Raw genomic sequence first — 15,279 nt, forward strand, 5'->3', positions numbered from 1 at the left:
CTCTCTGCCCTCGATGGTAGGCCGCACCGTACTTACACGGTCAGACCCCGAACCAGGAGATCGAGCAGCGCGCACACGAACAGGGCAATCCCGATGAATCCGTTGACACTGAAGAACGCCCGGTTCACGCGGGACAGGTCGTGGGGGCGGACGATCGAGTGCTCGTACACGAACGCCCCGGCCACGATCAGCAGGCCCAGCCAGAGGAACGCACCCGCGTCGGTGGCGAGCGCGTACCAGACGAACAGGGCCGTGGTGATCGCGTGACAGACCCGCGCGCCCCAGACCGCCGCCGGGACGCCGAAGCGGGCCGGGACCGACATGACGCCGATCTCGCGGTCGGCCTCCACGTCCTGGCAGGCGTAGATCAGGTCGAAGCCGCCGATCCAGACGCCCACGGCGAGGCCGAGGATCACCGCGTCCCAGGACCAGGAGCCGGTGATCGCGAGCCAGCCCCCGACCGGGCCCATCGCCTGTGCCAGGCCCAGGATGGCCTGCGGGAAGTTCGTGAACCGCTTGCCGTAGGGGTAGACGACCATCGGGATCACCGCGACGGGGGCGAGGGCCAGGCACAGCGGGTTCAGCAGCGCCGCCGCACCCAGGAAGACCACCAGGGCGATCAGCGCGCCCGTCCAGGCGTGCCGGACCGACATCGCGCCGGTCACCAGCTCGCGCTGCGCGGTACGCGGGTTACGGGCGTCGATCTCGCGGTCGATGATCCGGTTCACGGCCATCGCGAACGTGCGCAGGCCCACCATGCAGATGGTGACCAGCAGCAACCGGCCCCAGTGGATGTTCCGGTCCCACTGGAACATCGCGGTGAGCGCGGCGATGTACGCGAAGGGCAGCGCGAACACCGAGTGCTCGATCATGACCAGCCGCAGGAACGCCTTCGTCCGTCCTGGCTGCGGGATCGCGGCGGAGGCGCTGCTCACAGGCCGTACTCCTTCCAGCGGCGGTCGACCTTCGCCGCCGTCTCGGGGTCGGACTCCACCATGTCGGGCCAGCCGCCGTCGCGCGTGTACCCCTCCTCGGGCCACTTCTTCGTCGCGTCGATCCCCGCCTTGCCGCCCCAGAACTGCTGGTAGGAGGCGTGGTCGAGATGGTCGACGGGGCCTTCGGCGACCGTGAGGTCACGGGCGTAGTCGGTGTTGCCGAGCGCCCGCCAGGCGACCTCGTGCAGGTCATGGACGTCGCAGTCGGAGTCGACGACCACGATCAGCTTGGTCAGGGACATCATGTGGGCGCCCCAGATCGCGTGCATGACCTTCTGCGCGTGCTTGGGGTACTTCTTGTCGATCGAGACGATCGCGCAGTTGTGGAAGCCGCCGGCTTCCGGCAGGTGGTAGTCCACGATGTCCGGGACGATGATCTTGAGCAGGGGGAGGAAGAAGCGTTCCGTCGCCCGGCCCAGGGGTCCGTCCTCCGTCGGCGGCCTGCCGACGACGATCGACTGGAGCAGGGGGCGGCGCCGCATCGTCACACAGTCGATCGTCAGGGCCGGGAAGGGCTCCTGCGGGGTGTAGAAGCCGGTGTGGTCCCCGAAGGGGCCCTCCGGAAGCATCTCGCCGGGCTCCAGCCACCCCTCCAGCACGACCTCCGCCTGCGCCGGGACCTGGAGCGGCACCGTCTTGCAGTCCACCATCTCGATCCGCTTGCCGGCGAGGAACCCGGCGAACAGGTACTCGTCGATGTCGCCGGGGAGCGGGGCGGTGGAGGCGTACGTCACCGCGGGCGGGCAGCCGAAGGCGATGGCGACCGGCAGCCGCTCCCCCCTCCTCGCGGCAACCTGGTAGTGGTTGCGGCTGTCCTTGTGGATCTGCCAGTGCATGCCGATGGTGCGCCTGTCGTGGCGCTGGAGCCGGTACAGGCCCAGGTTGCGTACGCCGGTCTCCGGGTCCTTGGTGTGCGTGAGCCCCAGGTTGAAGAAGGAGCCGCCGTCCTTGGGCCAGGTGAACAGCGCGGGCAGCCGGTCGAGGTCGACGTCGTCGCCTGTGAGCACGACCTCCTGGACGGGGCCGTCCTTGACCTTCTTGGGCGGCACGTGCGTCATCGCGCCGAGCTTCCCGAACGCCTCGCGCACGCCGACGAAGCCGTGCGGCAGCTCGGGCTTGAGCAGGCCGCCGATCTTGCCGGAGATCTCGCCGTACGACTTCAGGCCCAGGGCCTTCAGCAGGCGCCGGTCCGTCCCGAAGACGTTCATCGCGAGGGGCATCGACGACCCCTTCACGTTCTCGAAGAGCAGCGCGGGACCGCCGGACTTCTGCACCCGGTCGACGATCTCCCCGACCTCCAGATACGGATCGACCTCAGCCTTGACGCGCTTGAGGTCACCTTCGCGCTCCAGTGCCCTGAGCAGGGAACGAAGATCGTCGTAAGCCATGGGGTCAAGTATCCCCGAGCGGCTACCCTGGCCATGAACCCGGGGGCCGCGCCCCCGGCCCCGACGACCGTTTCGCTGGAGAGGGCCCATGCTCCGGGTGCTGATGTTCCTCGTGCCACTGGCGCTGAGCGTCTACGCGTTCATCGACTGCATCAGCACGAAGGAGGACGACATCCGCCACATGCCCAAGCCGCTGTGGGCGATCCTCGTCCTGGTGTTCCCGCTCGTCGGCTCCATCTCCTGGCTGATCGCGGGCAAGAAGCGCAGCCCGGCGGCCGACGGCTGGTCCGGGGTACGGGACCGCCGGCGCCGGCAGTGGATCGCGCCCGACGACAACCCCGAGTTCCTGAAGTCCCTGGACGAGGACGACGACAGGAAGAAGGGCGACGGGAACAAGCGGGACGAGCCCTGACAGGGAACTGCGGCTCCTGAGCCTGCCGTTCGGATCATGCCGGCGTCGCAGCCGGTCGCGTGGGACCCGGCGGCACGTGCCGGGGCGGGGCGACGTGTGACGGCGGGCCGGCGGGGCGCGCTCGCCGAGGGGTCGCCGGCGTCCTCGATCCCTACCCGTCCCCGCGCAGGACCAGGTCCAGCAGCCCGGGGAACCGCGCGTCGAACTCTTCCTTCCGCAGCCGGTTGACCCGCCTGGGCCCCTCGTCGCGCTGCTCCACGAGGCCGGCTCCGCGCAGTACGGCGAAGTGATGGCTGAGGGCCGCCTTGCCGACGGGAACGTCGAAGCTGCCGCAACTGCGGGACCAGTCGGCCGACGACGCCAACTCCTTGACCAGCGCAATGCGTACGGGGTCGGCGAGCGCGGCGAGGGCCGCCTGGACGGGGACGTCGTCCGGGTGGGTGTGCTCGGGGGCGGCCCGATGTCCGCTGCCGGTGCGCTGAACCACGCCTTACCCCCTGGCCTGTTCACCCCGACCTGTTCACCGGCGGGATCCGTCGGATCACCGGTTGTCGAGTGTTGCCGAGTGCTGCCTTGCCGAGTGTTCGATGAAAACCATACACTCCCGAGTGTTCGATCCCTGTTGAACACTCTGGAGAGGTGTTGTCGCCATGCGCGCGGTCGAGGTGCAGGAGTACGGCGGTCCCGAGGTCCTCACGGTCCTGGACACGGAGGTTCCCGAGCCGGGCCCCGGCCAGGTGAGCATCGACGTGGCCTACGCCGGGGTGAACTTCGCCGACCTCAAGGCACGCGCGGAGGGCTACCGGGTGCCGAAGCTGCCGTTCGTCCCCGGCCTGGAGGTGTCGGGGCGGGTCCGGGCTGTCGGCGCGGGCGTGACGGACCTGGTCGTCGGGCAGGAGGTGGCCGCGCTGACCGGCGGTGGGGCGTACGCGGAGGTGGTTGTCGCCGACGCCCCGACCGTGTTCGCGGTGCCGTCCGGCATCGACCTGCGCACCGCCGCCACGCTGCCCACGGTGGTGCCGACCGCCTACGCCCTGGTGCACTCCGTCGGGCGGTTCCAGCCCGGCGAGACGGTGCTCGTACAGGGTGCGGCGGGCGGGATCGGCACGGTGGCGGGCCAGTTGGCGCGCGCCGCCGGCGCCGGTGCGGTGTACGGCGTGGTGTCGGGCGAGACCAAGGCGGCGTACGCCCGTGAGCACGGGTACGACGAGGTGTTCGTCGGGGAGTTCGAGAAGGCGGTGCGGGCCGCGACGGGCGACCGCGGGGTCGACCTGGCCCTGGACCCGGTGGGCGGCCCCACCTTCCGGGCGTCCCTGGCCTCCCTGGCGGTCTTCGGCCGGCTGGTCTCCTTCGGGAACGCGAGCTCGGCCGAGCCGTGGCAGGTGGGGCAGGGCGAGCTGTACCCGCGCGGCGTGACGGTGAGCGGCTTCTCGATCCTCTCGCTGGCCGCGACGGCCCCGGCCGCACTGCGGGCGCTCGCCGGACGCGCCTTCGCCACCGTCGTGGACGGCACGGTGAAGCTGCCGGTCACGGCGGAGTTCGACCTGGGCGAGGCCGCTCAGGCGCATCGCCTCATGGGCGCCCGGACGAGCACCGGGAAGCTGCTGCTGCGGGTGTCCGGCGGCTGAGGGGTCCTTTCACTATGCCCGTCCGGGTCGCACGCTCATAGTGAAAGGACCCCTGAGGCGCCTACGCGGCGTAGGTGTCCCGTAGCTCCCGCAGCCGCAGCACCTCGCGCTCCGCTGCCTCACGGCGGCCGGAGTCGAGGGCCATCGTGCCGCGACCGTAGGTGTAGAAGACGTCCTCGCGGATGCGCGGGTCCAGTCCGCTGACCCGGCGCAGTTGGAAGAAGTAGACGTCCAGGGAGAGCTTGGTCCGCGACATCCAGTTGCGTGCCTCGACGGTGAGGCGGTCGCGCAGGACGTCCTTGACGTGGTCGCGGACCAGGCGGTCGACCTCGTCGGGCCGGGGCTGCGCGGGGTGGTGCGGGTGGTCGGCGAGGTCGTCGGCCCAGTCGGTCAGCGTCCGGACGATGTCCTCGGCCTCGTCGAGTTCGGACGGCCCGCAGCTCATCAGCCGGACCGCCGACGTGCTCGCCCACTGCGCCCGTTCGCGGCTCTCGGCACACGCCGCCACGAAGGCGGCCAGCGCGGCTCCCCGCTGCCGCAGTTCGGCGAACCGCCATGCCCGCTCCATGCCCGCCAACCGATCTCCCCCGTCCCCGCGGTCCTCGTGACCGCCACGGCGCACCACGCAAGCGCATGTACCGGCGAACGGCCACCGATTTATCGCGCCCGGGACGCCCGAGCGAACGCCGCGCGGGCGGCGAACTCCGTGTCGCCGACCGAGGCGTGGGCCGAGTCGGGACCCGGTCCGCCCGATCCTGCGCGGCACCGCCCACCGCTGATCGCCGCACCTTCGCGCCCCGGGCGCCCGCGCGGGTCCGCCGTTGCCCTCCCGCTCCCGGCACAGGAGAGTGTGGACATGGATCAGGCAGAGGCACGCCGATGGCTGACCGCCGCCGTCGCGGAGGCCCGGGCCGGGCTCGGGGAGGGCGGCATTCCGATCGGGGCCGCGCTGTACGGGGCCGACGGCACGCTGCTGGGCCGCGGCCACAACCGGCGCGTCCAGGACGGCGACCCGTCCATGCACGCCGAGACGGCCGCCTTCCGGGCGGCGGGGCGGCAGCGGTCGTACCGCGGAACGACCATGGTGACCACGCTCTCGCCCTGCTGGTACTGCTCCGGTCTGGTCCGGCAGTTCGGCATCTCACGGGTGGTGATCGGCGAGGCGGCCACCTTCCACGGCGGGCACGACTGGCTCGCCGAGCACGGCGTGGAGATCGTGCTGCTGGACGATCCGGAGTGCGTCGACATGATGCGCGACTTCATCCAGAACCATCCGGCACTGTGGAACGAGGACATCGGTGAGTGAGCCACGCATTCCGACGATCGACCTCAGGCCCTGGCTCGAAGGTGACGCCGAGGCACGCGCGAGGATCGCCCGCACCGTCGACGAGGCCCTGCGGACCGCCGGGTTCCTCCTGGTCACCGGGCACGGGGTGGACCCGGCGCTGCGGGCCCGCGTCCGCACGGCCGCCCGTGCCTTCTTCACGCTCCCGGCCGAGGTCAAGCAGCGCTACGCGGCGAAGGTCGGCGGACGCGGCTGGCTCGGGCCGGGCGCGGAGGCCAACGGGTACGCGGAGGGCACCGAGACCCCGCCGGATCTGAAGGAGTCCCTGACCTTCGCGACGCACGAGCCCTTCGAGGACCCGGTCGTCAACGCCGAGTGGTACGCGCCGAACGTCTATCCCGCTCAGGTGCCGGAGCTGCGGGCGCTGTGCGAGGAGTACCTGGCGCGGATGGGCGAGCTGGAGAACCGGTTGCTCTCCCTGCTCGGCGAAGCCCTCGGCCTCGAACCGGACTTCTTCACCCGGCACATGGATCATCCGACGTACGGCTTCAACATCAACTGGTACCCGGGCACCGAGGTCGTCGGGCAGCCGGCGCCCGGTCAGTTCCGCATCGGACCGCACACCGACTTCGGCACCGTCACGATCCTCGACCGGCAGGCGGGCAAGGGCGGGCTGCAGGTCTACACCGACCCCGCGGACGGAGGAGCCGGGTGGGAGGACGCGCCGTACGACCCGGAGGCCTTCACCATCAACATCGGTGATCTCATGGCCCGTTGGACCGGCGACCGCTGGCGGTCCGGGCGGCATCGCGTGCTGCCGCCGCCCGCCGACGCGCCCGCCGAGGAGCTGATGTCCCTCGTCTACTTCGGGGAGTGCACGCCCGGGACGCTCGTCGAGTCCGTGCCCGCCCCGGTGGGCCGGGTGGTGTACGAGCCCGTCGACTCCCACGTGTACCTGCGGCAGAAGCTGGACTCGATCACCGTGGGCTGATCACGGCGACCGTTCCTCCACGTGGAGCGGCTGCGGGACGTCATCGCCTCGACGGTCGCGCGCCCCTCACGTGACGGTCGCCCGGGCGGGGCCGCCGCACGCGGGTCAGGTGCCGGCCGCGAGTACGCCGATCAGCCGCTCGAAGCGCTCCCGCCAGTGGGGCTCCGGCTCCTCCTCGTCCTGGAACTCGTGGGTGAAGCGCAGGGCGGAGCCCTCGTCCCCGTCCCGCTCCAGATGGAACCTGATCCGGCCGCCGCCCTCCACCGTGTACTCGGCGACCCGCTCCACGTCCCACGCGGTGATCCGGCCCTCCCCCACGTCCCGCAGCGTGATCGCGCCGCCGAGGTGGGGTTCGAGGACGTCGGCCGGGGTGAACCAGGACGCGAGGCCGTCCGGGGTGGCCAGCGAGGGCCAGACCGCCTCCATGGGGCGGGGGAGCCGTACGAGCAGGTGCAGGACGTGGGTGTCCCCGTGGGTCTGGCTGATGCCCTGTTCGATCGAACCGGTCATGACACCAGCCTGACCCTGCCGGGCGCGAAACGCACCCCTTACGTTCGCTGACCTGCTCTGTCGACGCAGGCCGGCTCCGGGGCCGCGGTCACACGCCGGCGTACGAGTGCTTGCCGGAGACGAAGATGTTGACGCCGTAGTAGTTGAACAGCCAGCAGCCGAAGGCGATCAGGGCCAGATAGGCGGCCTTGCGGCCCTTCCAGCCGGCCGTGGCACGGGCGTGCAGGTAGCAGGCGTAGGCGACCCAGGTGATGAAGGACCAGGTCTCCTTGGGGTCCCAGCCCCAGTAGCGGCCCCACGCGTCGCCCGCCCAGATGGCGCCCGCGATGATCGTGAAGGTCCACAGCGGGAAGACGGCGGCGTTGACGCGGTAGGAGAACTTGTCCAGCGACGCCGCGGCGGGCAGCCGGTCGAGCACCGAGTTGGCGAAGCGGCCCGGGGCACCGCCGCTCGCCAGCTTGTTCTCGTACGAGTCCTTGAAGAGGTACAGCAGAGTGGAGACCGCGCCGAGGTAGAAGACCGCGCCGCAGAAGATCGCCGTGGAGACGTGGATGTAGAGCCAGTACGAGTGAAGGGCGGGAACCAACTGGTCGCTGGCGGTGTACAAGACAGTGACGGCGAGACCGAGATCGAGGAGGACCGTGGTGATCAGGAACAGCCCGAGCCAGCGCACGTTCTTCTTCAGGGCGAGCAGCGCGAGGTACACGCCGACGGCCACCGTCGAGAAGGTGATGTTGAACTCGTACATGTTGCCCCAGGGCGCCCGCTGCACCGACAGTGCCCGGGTGAGCACACCACCGAACTCGATCAGGAACGCGAGGACGGTGAGGGAGATGGCGATACGCCCGTAGAGGTCCCCCTGCTCGTCCCCACCGTGCGCACCGGGGCCGTCCGGCACGTCCCGCTGCCCGCCCGTGGCCCGCACCACGACCTTCGGCCGCTCCAGTACGGCGGTCGCGCCACCCTTGGTCACGGTGACGGCCGGCGCCTCGGCCTTCCTGGGCTTCGCCGGGGTGAGCGCGGCGGCCGTGCGGCCGACCTTGCTGCGGCTGCCGAAGAGCCATTCGGCGATGTACGCGAAGAAGGCCAGGGTGTACACGGCCATCGACGAGTAGATCAGCGTGTTGCTGATGCTCGCGAGGTTTTCGTTGGTGGCGGCGGCCAGCTCGGTCGCGGCGGCGAGAGTCACTTGGTCTCAGCCCCTTCGGCGGGTGCGACTTGGGGGTCGGGGGTGGAGGTGGGGGTGTCGTCGGAGCCGTCGGCCGGTGAGCCGTCGTCCCGCGCGTGGTCGTCGGCGTCGGGTGCGCCGGGGGCCTGCTCGTAGAGGACTCCGGCGAGGTCGCCGAGTTCCTCGGGCACCTTGGCGGACTCGCTGCGGCCGAGCCCGGCCATCTCCACGACGGTGACACCGTCGGCGCCGGTGGTGGCCCGCACCCACACGCGGCGGCGCTGGATGAACAGGGAGGCGGCGAGGCCGAAGATCGCGGCGATCGAACCGGCGAGCGCCCAGCCGCTGCCGGGCTGGCGGGCGACCTGGAAGCCGGCCCACTCCTTGATGTCCTTCTCGAAGGTGATCGAGCCGGCGCCGTTCGGAAGCTTCATGGTCTCGCCGGGGCGCAGGTTCTCCCGGAGCTGTGCGCCCTTGGCGTCCTTGAAGCCCTTCAGGTTCTTCTTGTTCAGCTGGTACACGCTCTGCGGCAGGCCCGAGTTCACACCGAGCTCACCGTGGTAGGCCTCCAGGTTCATGATCGGGCTGAGCAGTGCGGGGAACTGCGAGGCGATTTCGTTGCCCTTGACATAGGTGGGGAGGAAGAAGGCCTGGAAGCCGAGCTGGTCCCACTTGCCCTTGGCGTCGCGGTAGCCGTCCATGACCTTGATCGCGCCGGTGGAGGTGACGTTGCCGTCCAGCGGAAGGAGGGGCACGGCGTCGTGGAAGACCACCTCGCCCCTGCCGTCGCGGACCGTGATCACGGGGGCGTATCCGTGGCTGACCAGGTAGACCTTGGAGTCGCCGATCTCCAGCGGCTCGTTGACCTTGACGGTGGTCTTCCTGTCCTTGCCGAAGGCGCCCACGCTGTAGGTGAGGTCGGCCTCGAAGGTGCGCGGGGTGCCGCGGTTGGGGCCGCTCGCCTCGTAGGTGCCCTTGAAGTTCTTCAGGGTGAAGCTGAACGGGTCGAGGTCGTCCTGGCTGAAGAGGCTGCCGGACTTGAAGTCGTCGTACTGGGTGAGGGTGTTGGAGAAGCCGTCGCCCTCGACGATCAGCTTGTTCCCCTCGGACTTGTACAGCTGGCCCCAGGCGAAGGCGATCAGCATCACGATCAGCGCGATGTGGAAGGCGAGGTTGCCGACCTCGCGCAGATAGCCCTTCTCGGCGGCGACGGCGTCACCGGTGAGATGGGCGCGGAAGCGGCGCTTCTTCAGCAGGGCGAGCGCGGCCTCGCGGACCTGCTCGGGCTCGGCCTCGGTGCGCCAGGTGGTGTGGGCGGGCAGCCGGGTCAGGCGCCTCGGGGCCGCCGGCGGGCGGCCGCGCAGCTGGCCGACGAACTGCCAGGTACGCGGGACGATGCAGCCGATGAGGGAGACGAACAGCAGGATGTAGATCGCGGAGAACCACACCGAGCTGTAGACGTTGAAGAGGCCGAGCTTGTCGTAGATCGGCGAGAGCGTCTCGTGAACCTTGCGGAACTCGGCGACCTTGGTCTCGTCGACGCCGGACTGCGGGATGAGCGAGCCGGGGATCGCGCCGAGCGACAGCAGCAGGAGCAGCAGGAGCGCGACCCGCATCGAGGTGAGCTGCCGCCAGAACCAGCGGATCCAGCCGATCACGCCGAGGGAGGGCAGGTTCGCGATCTCCTCGGCGGGGGCGGTGGAGAGCTGGGAGCCGGCGGCGCCCAGGTCCTGGTCCACGGATCGGCCCGGGGTGTCGTCGGGTGCGCTGGTCTTGGTGTCGCTCATCGAGTCAGATCCCCACAGTGAAGCCGTCGGACCAGACCTGCATCTCCTGCACGATGCGGTCCCACGCGCCGGTCAGCAGCAGCACACCGGTCACGATCATCATCGTGCCGCCGATGCGCAGCACCCAGACATAGTGGCGCTTGACCCAGGCGAAGGCGCCGAGGGCCTTGCGGAAGGCTACGGCAGTGAGGACGAACGGGATGCCGAGGCCGAGGCAGTAGGCGACGGTCAGTATGGCGCCGCGTCCGGCGCTGGCCTCGGTGAAGGCGAGCGTCTGCACGGAGGACAGGGTCGGTCCGATGCAGGGCGCCCAGCCGATGCCGAACAGGGCGCCGAGCAGGGGTGCCCCGGCCAGCCCGGTGGCCGGCCTGGTGTGGAAGCGGAACTCCCGCTGGCTGAGCCAGGGCATCAGTCCCATGAAGAAGACGCCCATGAGCACCATGAGGACGCCGAGGACCTTCGTCAGGACGTCCTTGTTCTCCTGGAGGGTCGAGCCCCAGTAGCCGAACAGGGCCCCGCCGGAGACGAAGACCGCGGTGAAACCGAGCACGAACAGGGAGGCACCGGCGACCATCCGGCCGCGCCGGGCCTCGGCCAGGTCGGTGCCGCTGACCCCGGTGACGTAGGAGAGGTATCCGGGGACCAGCGGCAGGACGCACGGGGAGAAGAAGGAGACGAGGCCGCCGAGCACGGCGATCGGGAGGGCAAGCAGCAGGGCGCCGTGCAGCACGGTGCCGTTGTACTCCGCGGCGAGCGTGGTGACTGCGCTCACGTCACTTCTCCGCGAGGACGGGCTTGATCATGCTGCGCAGTGTGTCCTCACTGAGGGCCTGCAACGCACGCGCCGCGATCCGGCCCTTGCGGTCGATGACGAGCGTGGAGGGGATCAGCTGCGGGTTGAGCGTGCCCTTGTTGAAGCGGAGCATCTGCTTGCCCGTCGGGTCGTACAGGCTCGGGTAGGTGACCCCGAACTCCTTCTCGAAGGCCTTCGCGGGCGTGGTGCTGGTGTCGCGGGTGTTGATGCCGACGAACTCGACACCCTGGCCCTTGAGGTCCTCGTAGACGGTCTGGAGGTTCTTCGCCTCGGCCCGGCAGGGCGAGCACCACGACCCCCACACGTTGACCACGAGGATCTTGCCCTTGTAGTCGGCCGTGCTCAGCTGCTTGCCGTCGATGGTCTTGCCGGACAGTTCGGGCGCGTCGGCGCGCTCGCCCTGCGGGACCGTGGCGATGCCGTTGTTGCCGGTGACGAAGTTGGTGTCGCCGCCACCCCCGGACGTACCGCCCGAACTGCACGCGGACAGGGTCAGCGCGGCGACGGCGGCGCTGGTGGTGGCGAGCAGGGCGACACGGCTTCGGGCGCGACGGGCGGCACTCATGTGAAAAGTTTCGCATGCCCGTTCTGGGGATCTTGCGCACCCCCCTTGCGGGCGGAAACCCGCATTTCAGGCGGCGTTCTCGGACCCGGCGGAAGAGCTGGTGGAGGAGCCGCTGGAGCCGCCCTTCATGAACGCCTTCCAGCCGCCCGCGGGCTCCTGTCCGACCTCCAGGGTGCGCAGCCTGGCGAGCACGTCGGGCTTTTGCACGTCCATCCAGTCCACGAACTGCCGGAACGAGACGAGCCGGATGTCGGCGCCCTTCTCCTTCTCCCGCGCGATGTGCTTGAGGGCCTCCTCGACGGCGTCCATGTAGATGCCGCCGTTCCACTGCTCGAAGTGGTTGCCGATGAAGAAGGGGGCGCGGTTGGTCTCGTACGCCCGCTTGAAGCCCTGGATGTAGGCCTGCGCCGACTGCTCCCGCCAGCCCGGGTAGTTGTGGCTGGGCGCCTTCGTCGAGTTGATCGACTGGTTGGCGAGCATGTTGTAGTCCATGGAAAGGACTTCGAACGAACGTCCGGGGAAAGGTATCTGCTGCAACGGAAGGTCCCACAGCCCCTGCCTCTTCACCGGCCACACCTGGCGCCCGCCGGGCGAGGAGGCGTCGTAGCGCCAGCCCAGTTCACGGGCGGTGGGCAGCAGGTTGTCCTGGCCGAGCAGGCAGGGGGTACGGCCGCCGACCAGTTCCTTGTCGTAGTCGAAGGGCAGGGACGGCAGATCGGTCCACCCGGAGTTGGTCCGCCACTCCTTCACGAAGGACTTGGCCTGCTCGATCTCGCTGCGCCACTGCTTCGGGGTCCAGTTGCCGACGGTGCCGGTGCCGCCGCAGAAGTGGCCGTTGAAGTGGGTGCCTATCTCATGGCCGTCCAGCCAGGCGCGGCGGACGTTCTTCAGGGTCGCCTTGATGTGGTCGTCGGTGAGGTAGCCGATGTCGGAGGCGCCGCGCGGGTTGTTCGGGGGCTCGTAGAGCCGCTTCTTCGACTCGGGGAGCAGGTAGAGCCCCGAGAGGAAGAACGTCATGTGCGCCTCGTGCCCCTTGGCGAGGTCGAGGAAGCGCGGGAAGAGGCCGTTGCCGACCTCGCCGGCGCCGTCCCAGGAGAAGACCACGAACTGCGGCGGTTCCTGACCCGGCTCCAGCGGCTCGGGCCTGGCCGGCTGGTTCGGCTGCTTGCCGGTGTACGAGGTGGAGCCGTCGCCGATGGGGCGTGCCGGGTCGGAGTGGGCGCCGGGCCGGTTGTCCTTCTTGCCGGCGGAACCTTTGTCGCCCTTCGACCCGTCTGACGACGTGAGGGTGCCGCAGCCGGCGAGACCGGCGGCCGCCGCGGCACCCGCACCGAGCCCGAGCATTCCCCTTCGGGTGAGCCTGCGCATTGCATCCCCATTCGTACACATCCACTGGTGGTCACCCAGTCAGAGGACATGCGGAACGGGGAGGTTCCGCCAACTAGTACATATTTCGCCACTAATGTCACGAACATGTCTTAGCGGGCGGCGGGGCCCATGGGGTCTGTCGGCGTGCCCTACGCGCCGAAGGCCTTGCCCTTCCCCTTCGTCGGCCTCGCACCGGCGCGCAGATGGGCCGGGACCAGATCGATGGCGGGCTCGGTGTAGCCGACGGAGACGATCCTGTCGCCCTGATAGGTGAAGGTCGTCAGGGACGCGAGCGTGCACTGCCGCTTGCGCGGGTCGTGCCACAGCCGCCGCTTCTCGACATAGCTGCGCACGATCCAGATCGGCAGCTGATGGCTGACCAGCACGGCCTCGTGCCCGCGCGCGGCGTCCTTGGCGGAGCCCAGCGCGCCCATCATCCGGATGACCTGGTCGACGTAGGACTCGCCCCAGGACGGCTTGAAGGGGTTGAACAGGTGCTTCCAGTTCTCGGGCCGCCGCAGTGCGCCGTCCCCCACGCCGAAGGTCTTGCCCTGGAAGACGTTGTCGGCCTCGATGAGCCGGGCGTCGGTGGCGAGGTCGAGCCCGTGCGCCTTGGCGATCGGCGTCGCCGTCTCCTGCGCCCGCTCCAGCGGGGAGGCGCAGACGTACGTGATGTCACGGGAGGCCAGATGCTCGGCGACCCGGTCGGCCATCTGCCGCCCCAGCTCCGACAGGTGGTACCCGGAGAGCCGGCCGTAGAGGATCCCGTCCGGGTTGTCGACCTCGCCGTGCCGCATGAGGTGGACGACGGTGATGTCGCCGTCGTTCTTCTCGACGCCCTTCTCGCTGCCGGCGTTCTTGTCGATGTCGTCGCTCATGCCGCCGTGGCCTCCGCCGCCGCTCGGGCCGCCGCCGGGAGGGCGTCGGCGATCAGCTGGACGGCCCGGTCGTCATGGGCCGTGGAGACGAACCAGGACTCGAAGGACGACGGCGGCAGGTAGACGCCCTGGGCCAGCATCGCGTGGAAGAAGGCGGTGAAGCGGAAGGACTCCTGCCGCTTGGCGTCCTCGTAGTTCCGTACCGCCCGGTCCGTGAAGAAGACGGAGAACATGTTGGAGGCGTTCTGCAGCCGGTGGGCCACGCCTTCCTTCGTCAGCGCCTCGGTGACGAGGGACTGGACGGTCTCCGACACGGCGTCGACCTTGGCGTACGCGGCCTCGTCGAGGAGCCGCAGCTGGGCGAGGCCCGCGGCGGTGGCGACGGGGTTCCCGGAGAGGGTGCCGGCCTGGTAGACGGGCCCGGCGGGCGCGAGGTGGGCCATGACGTCGGCGCGACCGCCGAACGCGGCGGCCGGGAAGCCGCCTCCCATCACCTTGCCGAAGGTCATGAGGTCGGGCCGCACCCCGTCGACGCCGTACCACCCGGCTCGGCTGGTACGGAAGCCGGTCATGACCTCGTCGGAGATGTAGAGCGCGCCGTTCTCCCGGCAGGCGTCCTTCAGTCCCTGGTTGAAGCCGGGGAGCGGCGGGACGACACCCATGTTGCCGGGCGAGGCCTCGGTGATGACGCAGGCGATCTCGCCGGGGTGGCGGTGGAAGGCCTCCTGGACGGCTTCGAGGTCGTTGTACGGCAGGACGATGGTGTCGCCGGCCTGGGCGCCGGTGACACCGGGGGTGTCCGGAAGCGCGAAGGTGGCGACCCCCGACCCGGCCGCGGCGAGCAGCGAGTCGACGTGCCCGTGGTAGCAACCGGCGAACTTGATCACCTTGGTCCGTCGGGTGAACCCGCGGGCGAGCCGGATGGCCGACATGGTGGCCTCGGTCCCGCTGGAGACCAGCCGCACCTGCTCCAACGGCTCGATCCGGTCCACCATCTCCTCGGCGAGCGCGACCTCCCCCTCACCGGGAGTACCGAAGGAGGTGCCGCGCGAGACGGCGTCCTGGACGGCGGCGACGACCTCGGGGTGGGAGTGCCCGAGGATCATGGGACCCCAGGAACAGACGAGGTCGACGTACTCACGCCCGTCGGCGTCGGTCAGGTACGGACCGGTGCCGGACACCATGAACCGGGGCGTACCGCCCACGGCACGGAATGCGCGCACCGGGCTGTTCACGCCGCCCGGCGTGACGGATGCCGCACGGTCGAACAGGGCCTGCGAGGCAGGCGCATCGTATGGATAGGGCGTTCCTGAAGAGGGCGCTTCGCTCATGACCTGCGACTACTCCGACCTTCTCTGACCTTCTCCGACGTTTGACGGACTCCGGTTGCCAGTGACCTCCTCAGGGTAGGCCAGCGGAAGGTGACGACAGCGGGCCACCGCCCGGCGACCGGTCTCACAGCGGCCCGCCCCCGCGATCTGCGAGACTGG

The 15,279-nt window shown here is 70.0% G+C and carries 16 protein-coding genes; 4 read left to right on the forward strand and 12 right to left on the reverse strand.

Annotation, left to right across the window (positions count from 1 at the left end; all coding sequences use genetic code 11):
- Window positions 1-32: 32 nt before the first annotated feature.
- Window positions 33-935 (reverse strand): menaquinone biosynthesis prenyltransferase MqnP, encoded by a 903-nt coding sequence (mqnP, locus tag ACFYNL_RS32955; protein ID WP_388809941.1) that lies wholly within the window; start codon window positions 933-935, stop codon window positions 33-35.
- Entirely contained in the window at window positions 932-2,383 is a 1,452-nt protein-coding gene (locus tag ACFYNL_RS32960; protein WP_388809943.1) for a menaquinone biosynthesis decarboxylase, read from the reverse strand. Before ACFYNL_RS32960 ends, mqnP begins: the two co-directional genes overlap by 4 nt.
- A gap of 88 nt (window positions 2,384-2,471) precedes the next feature.
- Here ACFYNL_RS32960 and ACFYNL_RS32965 point away from each other — a divergent pair, with 88 nt between their 5' ends.
- Entirely contained in the window at window positions 2,472-2,795 is a 324-nt protein-coding gene (locus ACFYNL_RS32965) for a PLD nuclease N-terminal domain-containing protein (protein WP_388809946.1), read from the forward strand.
- A gap of 151 nt (window positions 2,796-2,946) precedes the next feature.
- Here ACFYNL_RS32965 and ACFYNL_RS32970 read toward each other — a convergent pair whose 3' ends face one another.
- Window positions 2,947-3,282: an ArsR/SmtB family transcription factor gene (locus ACFYNL_RS32970; RefSeq protein WP_388809948.1), complete on the reverse strand. Its 336-nt coding sequence runs from the start codon at window positions 3,280-3,282 to the stop codon at window positions 2,947-2,949.
- Window positions 3,283-3,445: 163 nt separating this feature from the next.
- Here ACFYNL_RS32970 and ACFYNL_RS32975 point away from each other — a divergent pair, with 163 nt between their 5' ends.
- A complete protein-coding gene (locus ACFYNL_RS32975) occupies window positions 3,446-4,423 on the forward strand; it encodes a zinc-binding alcohol dehydrogenase family protein (protein ID WP_388809950.1) in 978 nt (325 codons plus the stop codon).
- A 61-nt stretch (window positions 4,424-4,484) separates the two neighbouring features.
- On the opposite strand, the gene ACFYNL_RS32980 is transcribed toward ACFYNL_RS32975, so the two are convergent.
- On the reverse strand, window positions 4,485-5,000 hold the full coding sequence (locus tag ACFYNL_RS32980) for a hypothetical protein (protein WP_388809952.1): 516 nt from the start codon (window positions 4,998-5,000) through the stop codon (window positions 4,485-4,487).
- Window positions 5,001-5,279: 279 nt separating this feature from the next.
- Here ACFYNL_RS32980 and ACFYNL_RS32985 point away from each other — a divergent pair, with 279 nt between their 5' ends.
- Together ACFYNL_RS32985 and ACFYNL_RS32990 are read left to right on the forward strand one after the other, a co-directional pair.
- Window positions 5,280-5,729: a nucleoside deaminase gene (locus tag ACFYNL_RS32985; RefSeq protein WP_388809955.1), complete on the forward strand. Its 450-nt coding sequence runs from the start codon at window positions 5,280-5,282 to the stop codon at window positions 5,727-5,729.
- On the forward strand, window positions 5,722-6,699 hold the full coding sequence (locus tag ACFYNL_RS32990; protein ID WP_388809957.1) for an isopenicillin N synthase family dioxygenase: 978 nt from the start codon (window positions 5,722-5,724) through the stop codon (window positions 6,697-6,699). The genes ACFYNL_RS32985 and ACFYNL_RS32990 overlap by 8 nt, the downstream gene beginning before the upstream one ends.
- Before the next feature lie 105 nt (window positions 6,700-6,804).
- Here the strand turns inward: ACFYNL_RS32990 and ACFYNL_RS32995 are convergent, their stop codons facing one another.
- The 8 genes from ACFYNL_RS32995 to hemL all read right to left on the reverse strand — a co-directional run bounded on the left by ACFYNL_RS32995 (window position 6,805) and on the right by hemL (window position 15,120).
- Window positions 6,805-7,209, reverse strand: coding sequence for an SRPBCC domain-containing protein (locus ACFYNL_RS32995; protein ID WP_388809959.1), 405 nt, complete (start codon window positions 7,207-7,209; stop codon window positions 6,805-6,807).
- 88 nt (window positions 7,210-7,297) lie between these two features.
- Window positions 7,298-8,398, reverse strand: a complete 1,101-nt coding sequence (ccsB, locus tag ACFYNL_RS33000) for a c-type cytochrome biogenesis protein CcsB (protein WP_388809962.1) — start codon at window positions 8,396-8,398, stop codon at window positions 7,298-7,300.
- Entirely contained in the window at window positions 8,395-10,164 is a 1,770-nt protein-coding gene (locus tag ACFYNL_RS33005) for a cytochrome c biogenesis protein ResB (protein ID WP_388809964.1), read from the reverse strand. The genes ccsB and ACFYNL_RS33005 overlap by 4 nt, the downstream gene beginning before the upstream one ends.
- A gap of 4 nt (window positions 10,165-10,168) precedes the next feature.
- Window positions 10,169-10,936, reverse strand: a complete 768-nt coding sequence (locus ACFYNL_RS33010) for a cytochrome c biogenesis CcdA family protein (RefSeq protein ID WP_388809966.1) — start codon at window positions 10,934-10,936, stop codon at window positions 10,169-10,171.
- A 1-nt stretch (window position 10,937) separates the two neighbouring features.
- Window positions 10,938-11,543 (reverse strand): TlpA family protein disulfide reductase, encoded by a 606-nt coding sequence (locus ACFYNL_RS33015; RefSeq protein ID WP_388809969.1) that lies wholly within the window; start codon window positions 11,541-11,543, stop codon window positions 10,938-10,940.
- A 66-nt stretch (window positions 11,544-11,609) separates the two neighbouring features.
- A complete protein-coding gene (locus ACFYNL_RS33020; RefSeq protein WP_388809972.1) occupies window positions 11,610-12,911 on the reverse strand; it encodes a hypothetical protein in 1,302 nt (433 codons plus the stop codon).
- Window positions 12,912-13,060: 149 nt separating this feature from the next.
- Window positions 13,061-13,789 carry a histidine phosphatase family protein gene (locus ACFYNL_RS33025; RefSeq protein ID WP_388809974.1) on the reverse strand — a complete coding sequence of 243 codons (729 nt, stop codon included), beginning with the start codon at window positions 13,787-13,789 and terminating at the stop codon, window positions 13,061-13,063.
- The gene (gene hemL, locus ACFYNL_RS33030; RefSeq protein ID WP_388809976.1) at window positions 13,786-15,120 is read right to left on the reverse strand and encodes a glutamate-1-semialdehyde 2,1-aminomutase; all 1,335 of its coding nucleotides are present in this window, start codon (window positions 15,118-15,120) and stop codon (window positions 13,786-13,788) included. The genes ACFYNL_RS33025 and hemL overlap by 4 nt, the downstream gene beginning before the upstream one ends.
- Window positions 15,121-15,279 lie beyond the last annotated feature (159 nt).

The sequence above is a fragment of the Streptomyces sp. NPDC007808 genome (genome assembly GCF_042868655.1).
Taxonomy (GTDB): Bacteria; Actinomycetota; Actinomycetes; order Streptomycetales; family Streptomycetaceae; genus Streptomyces.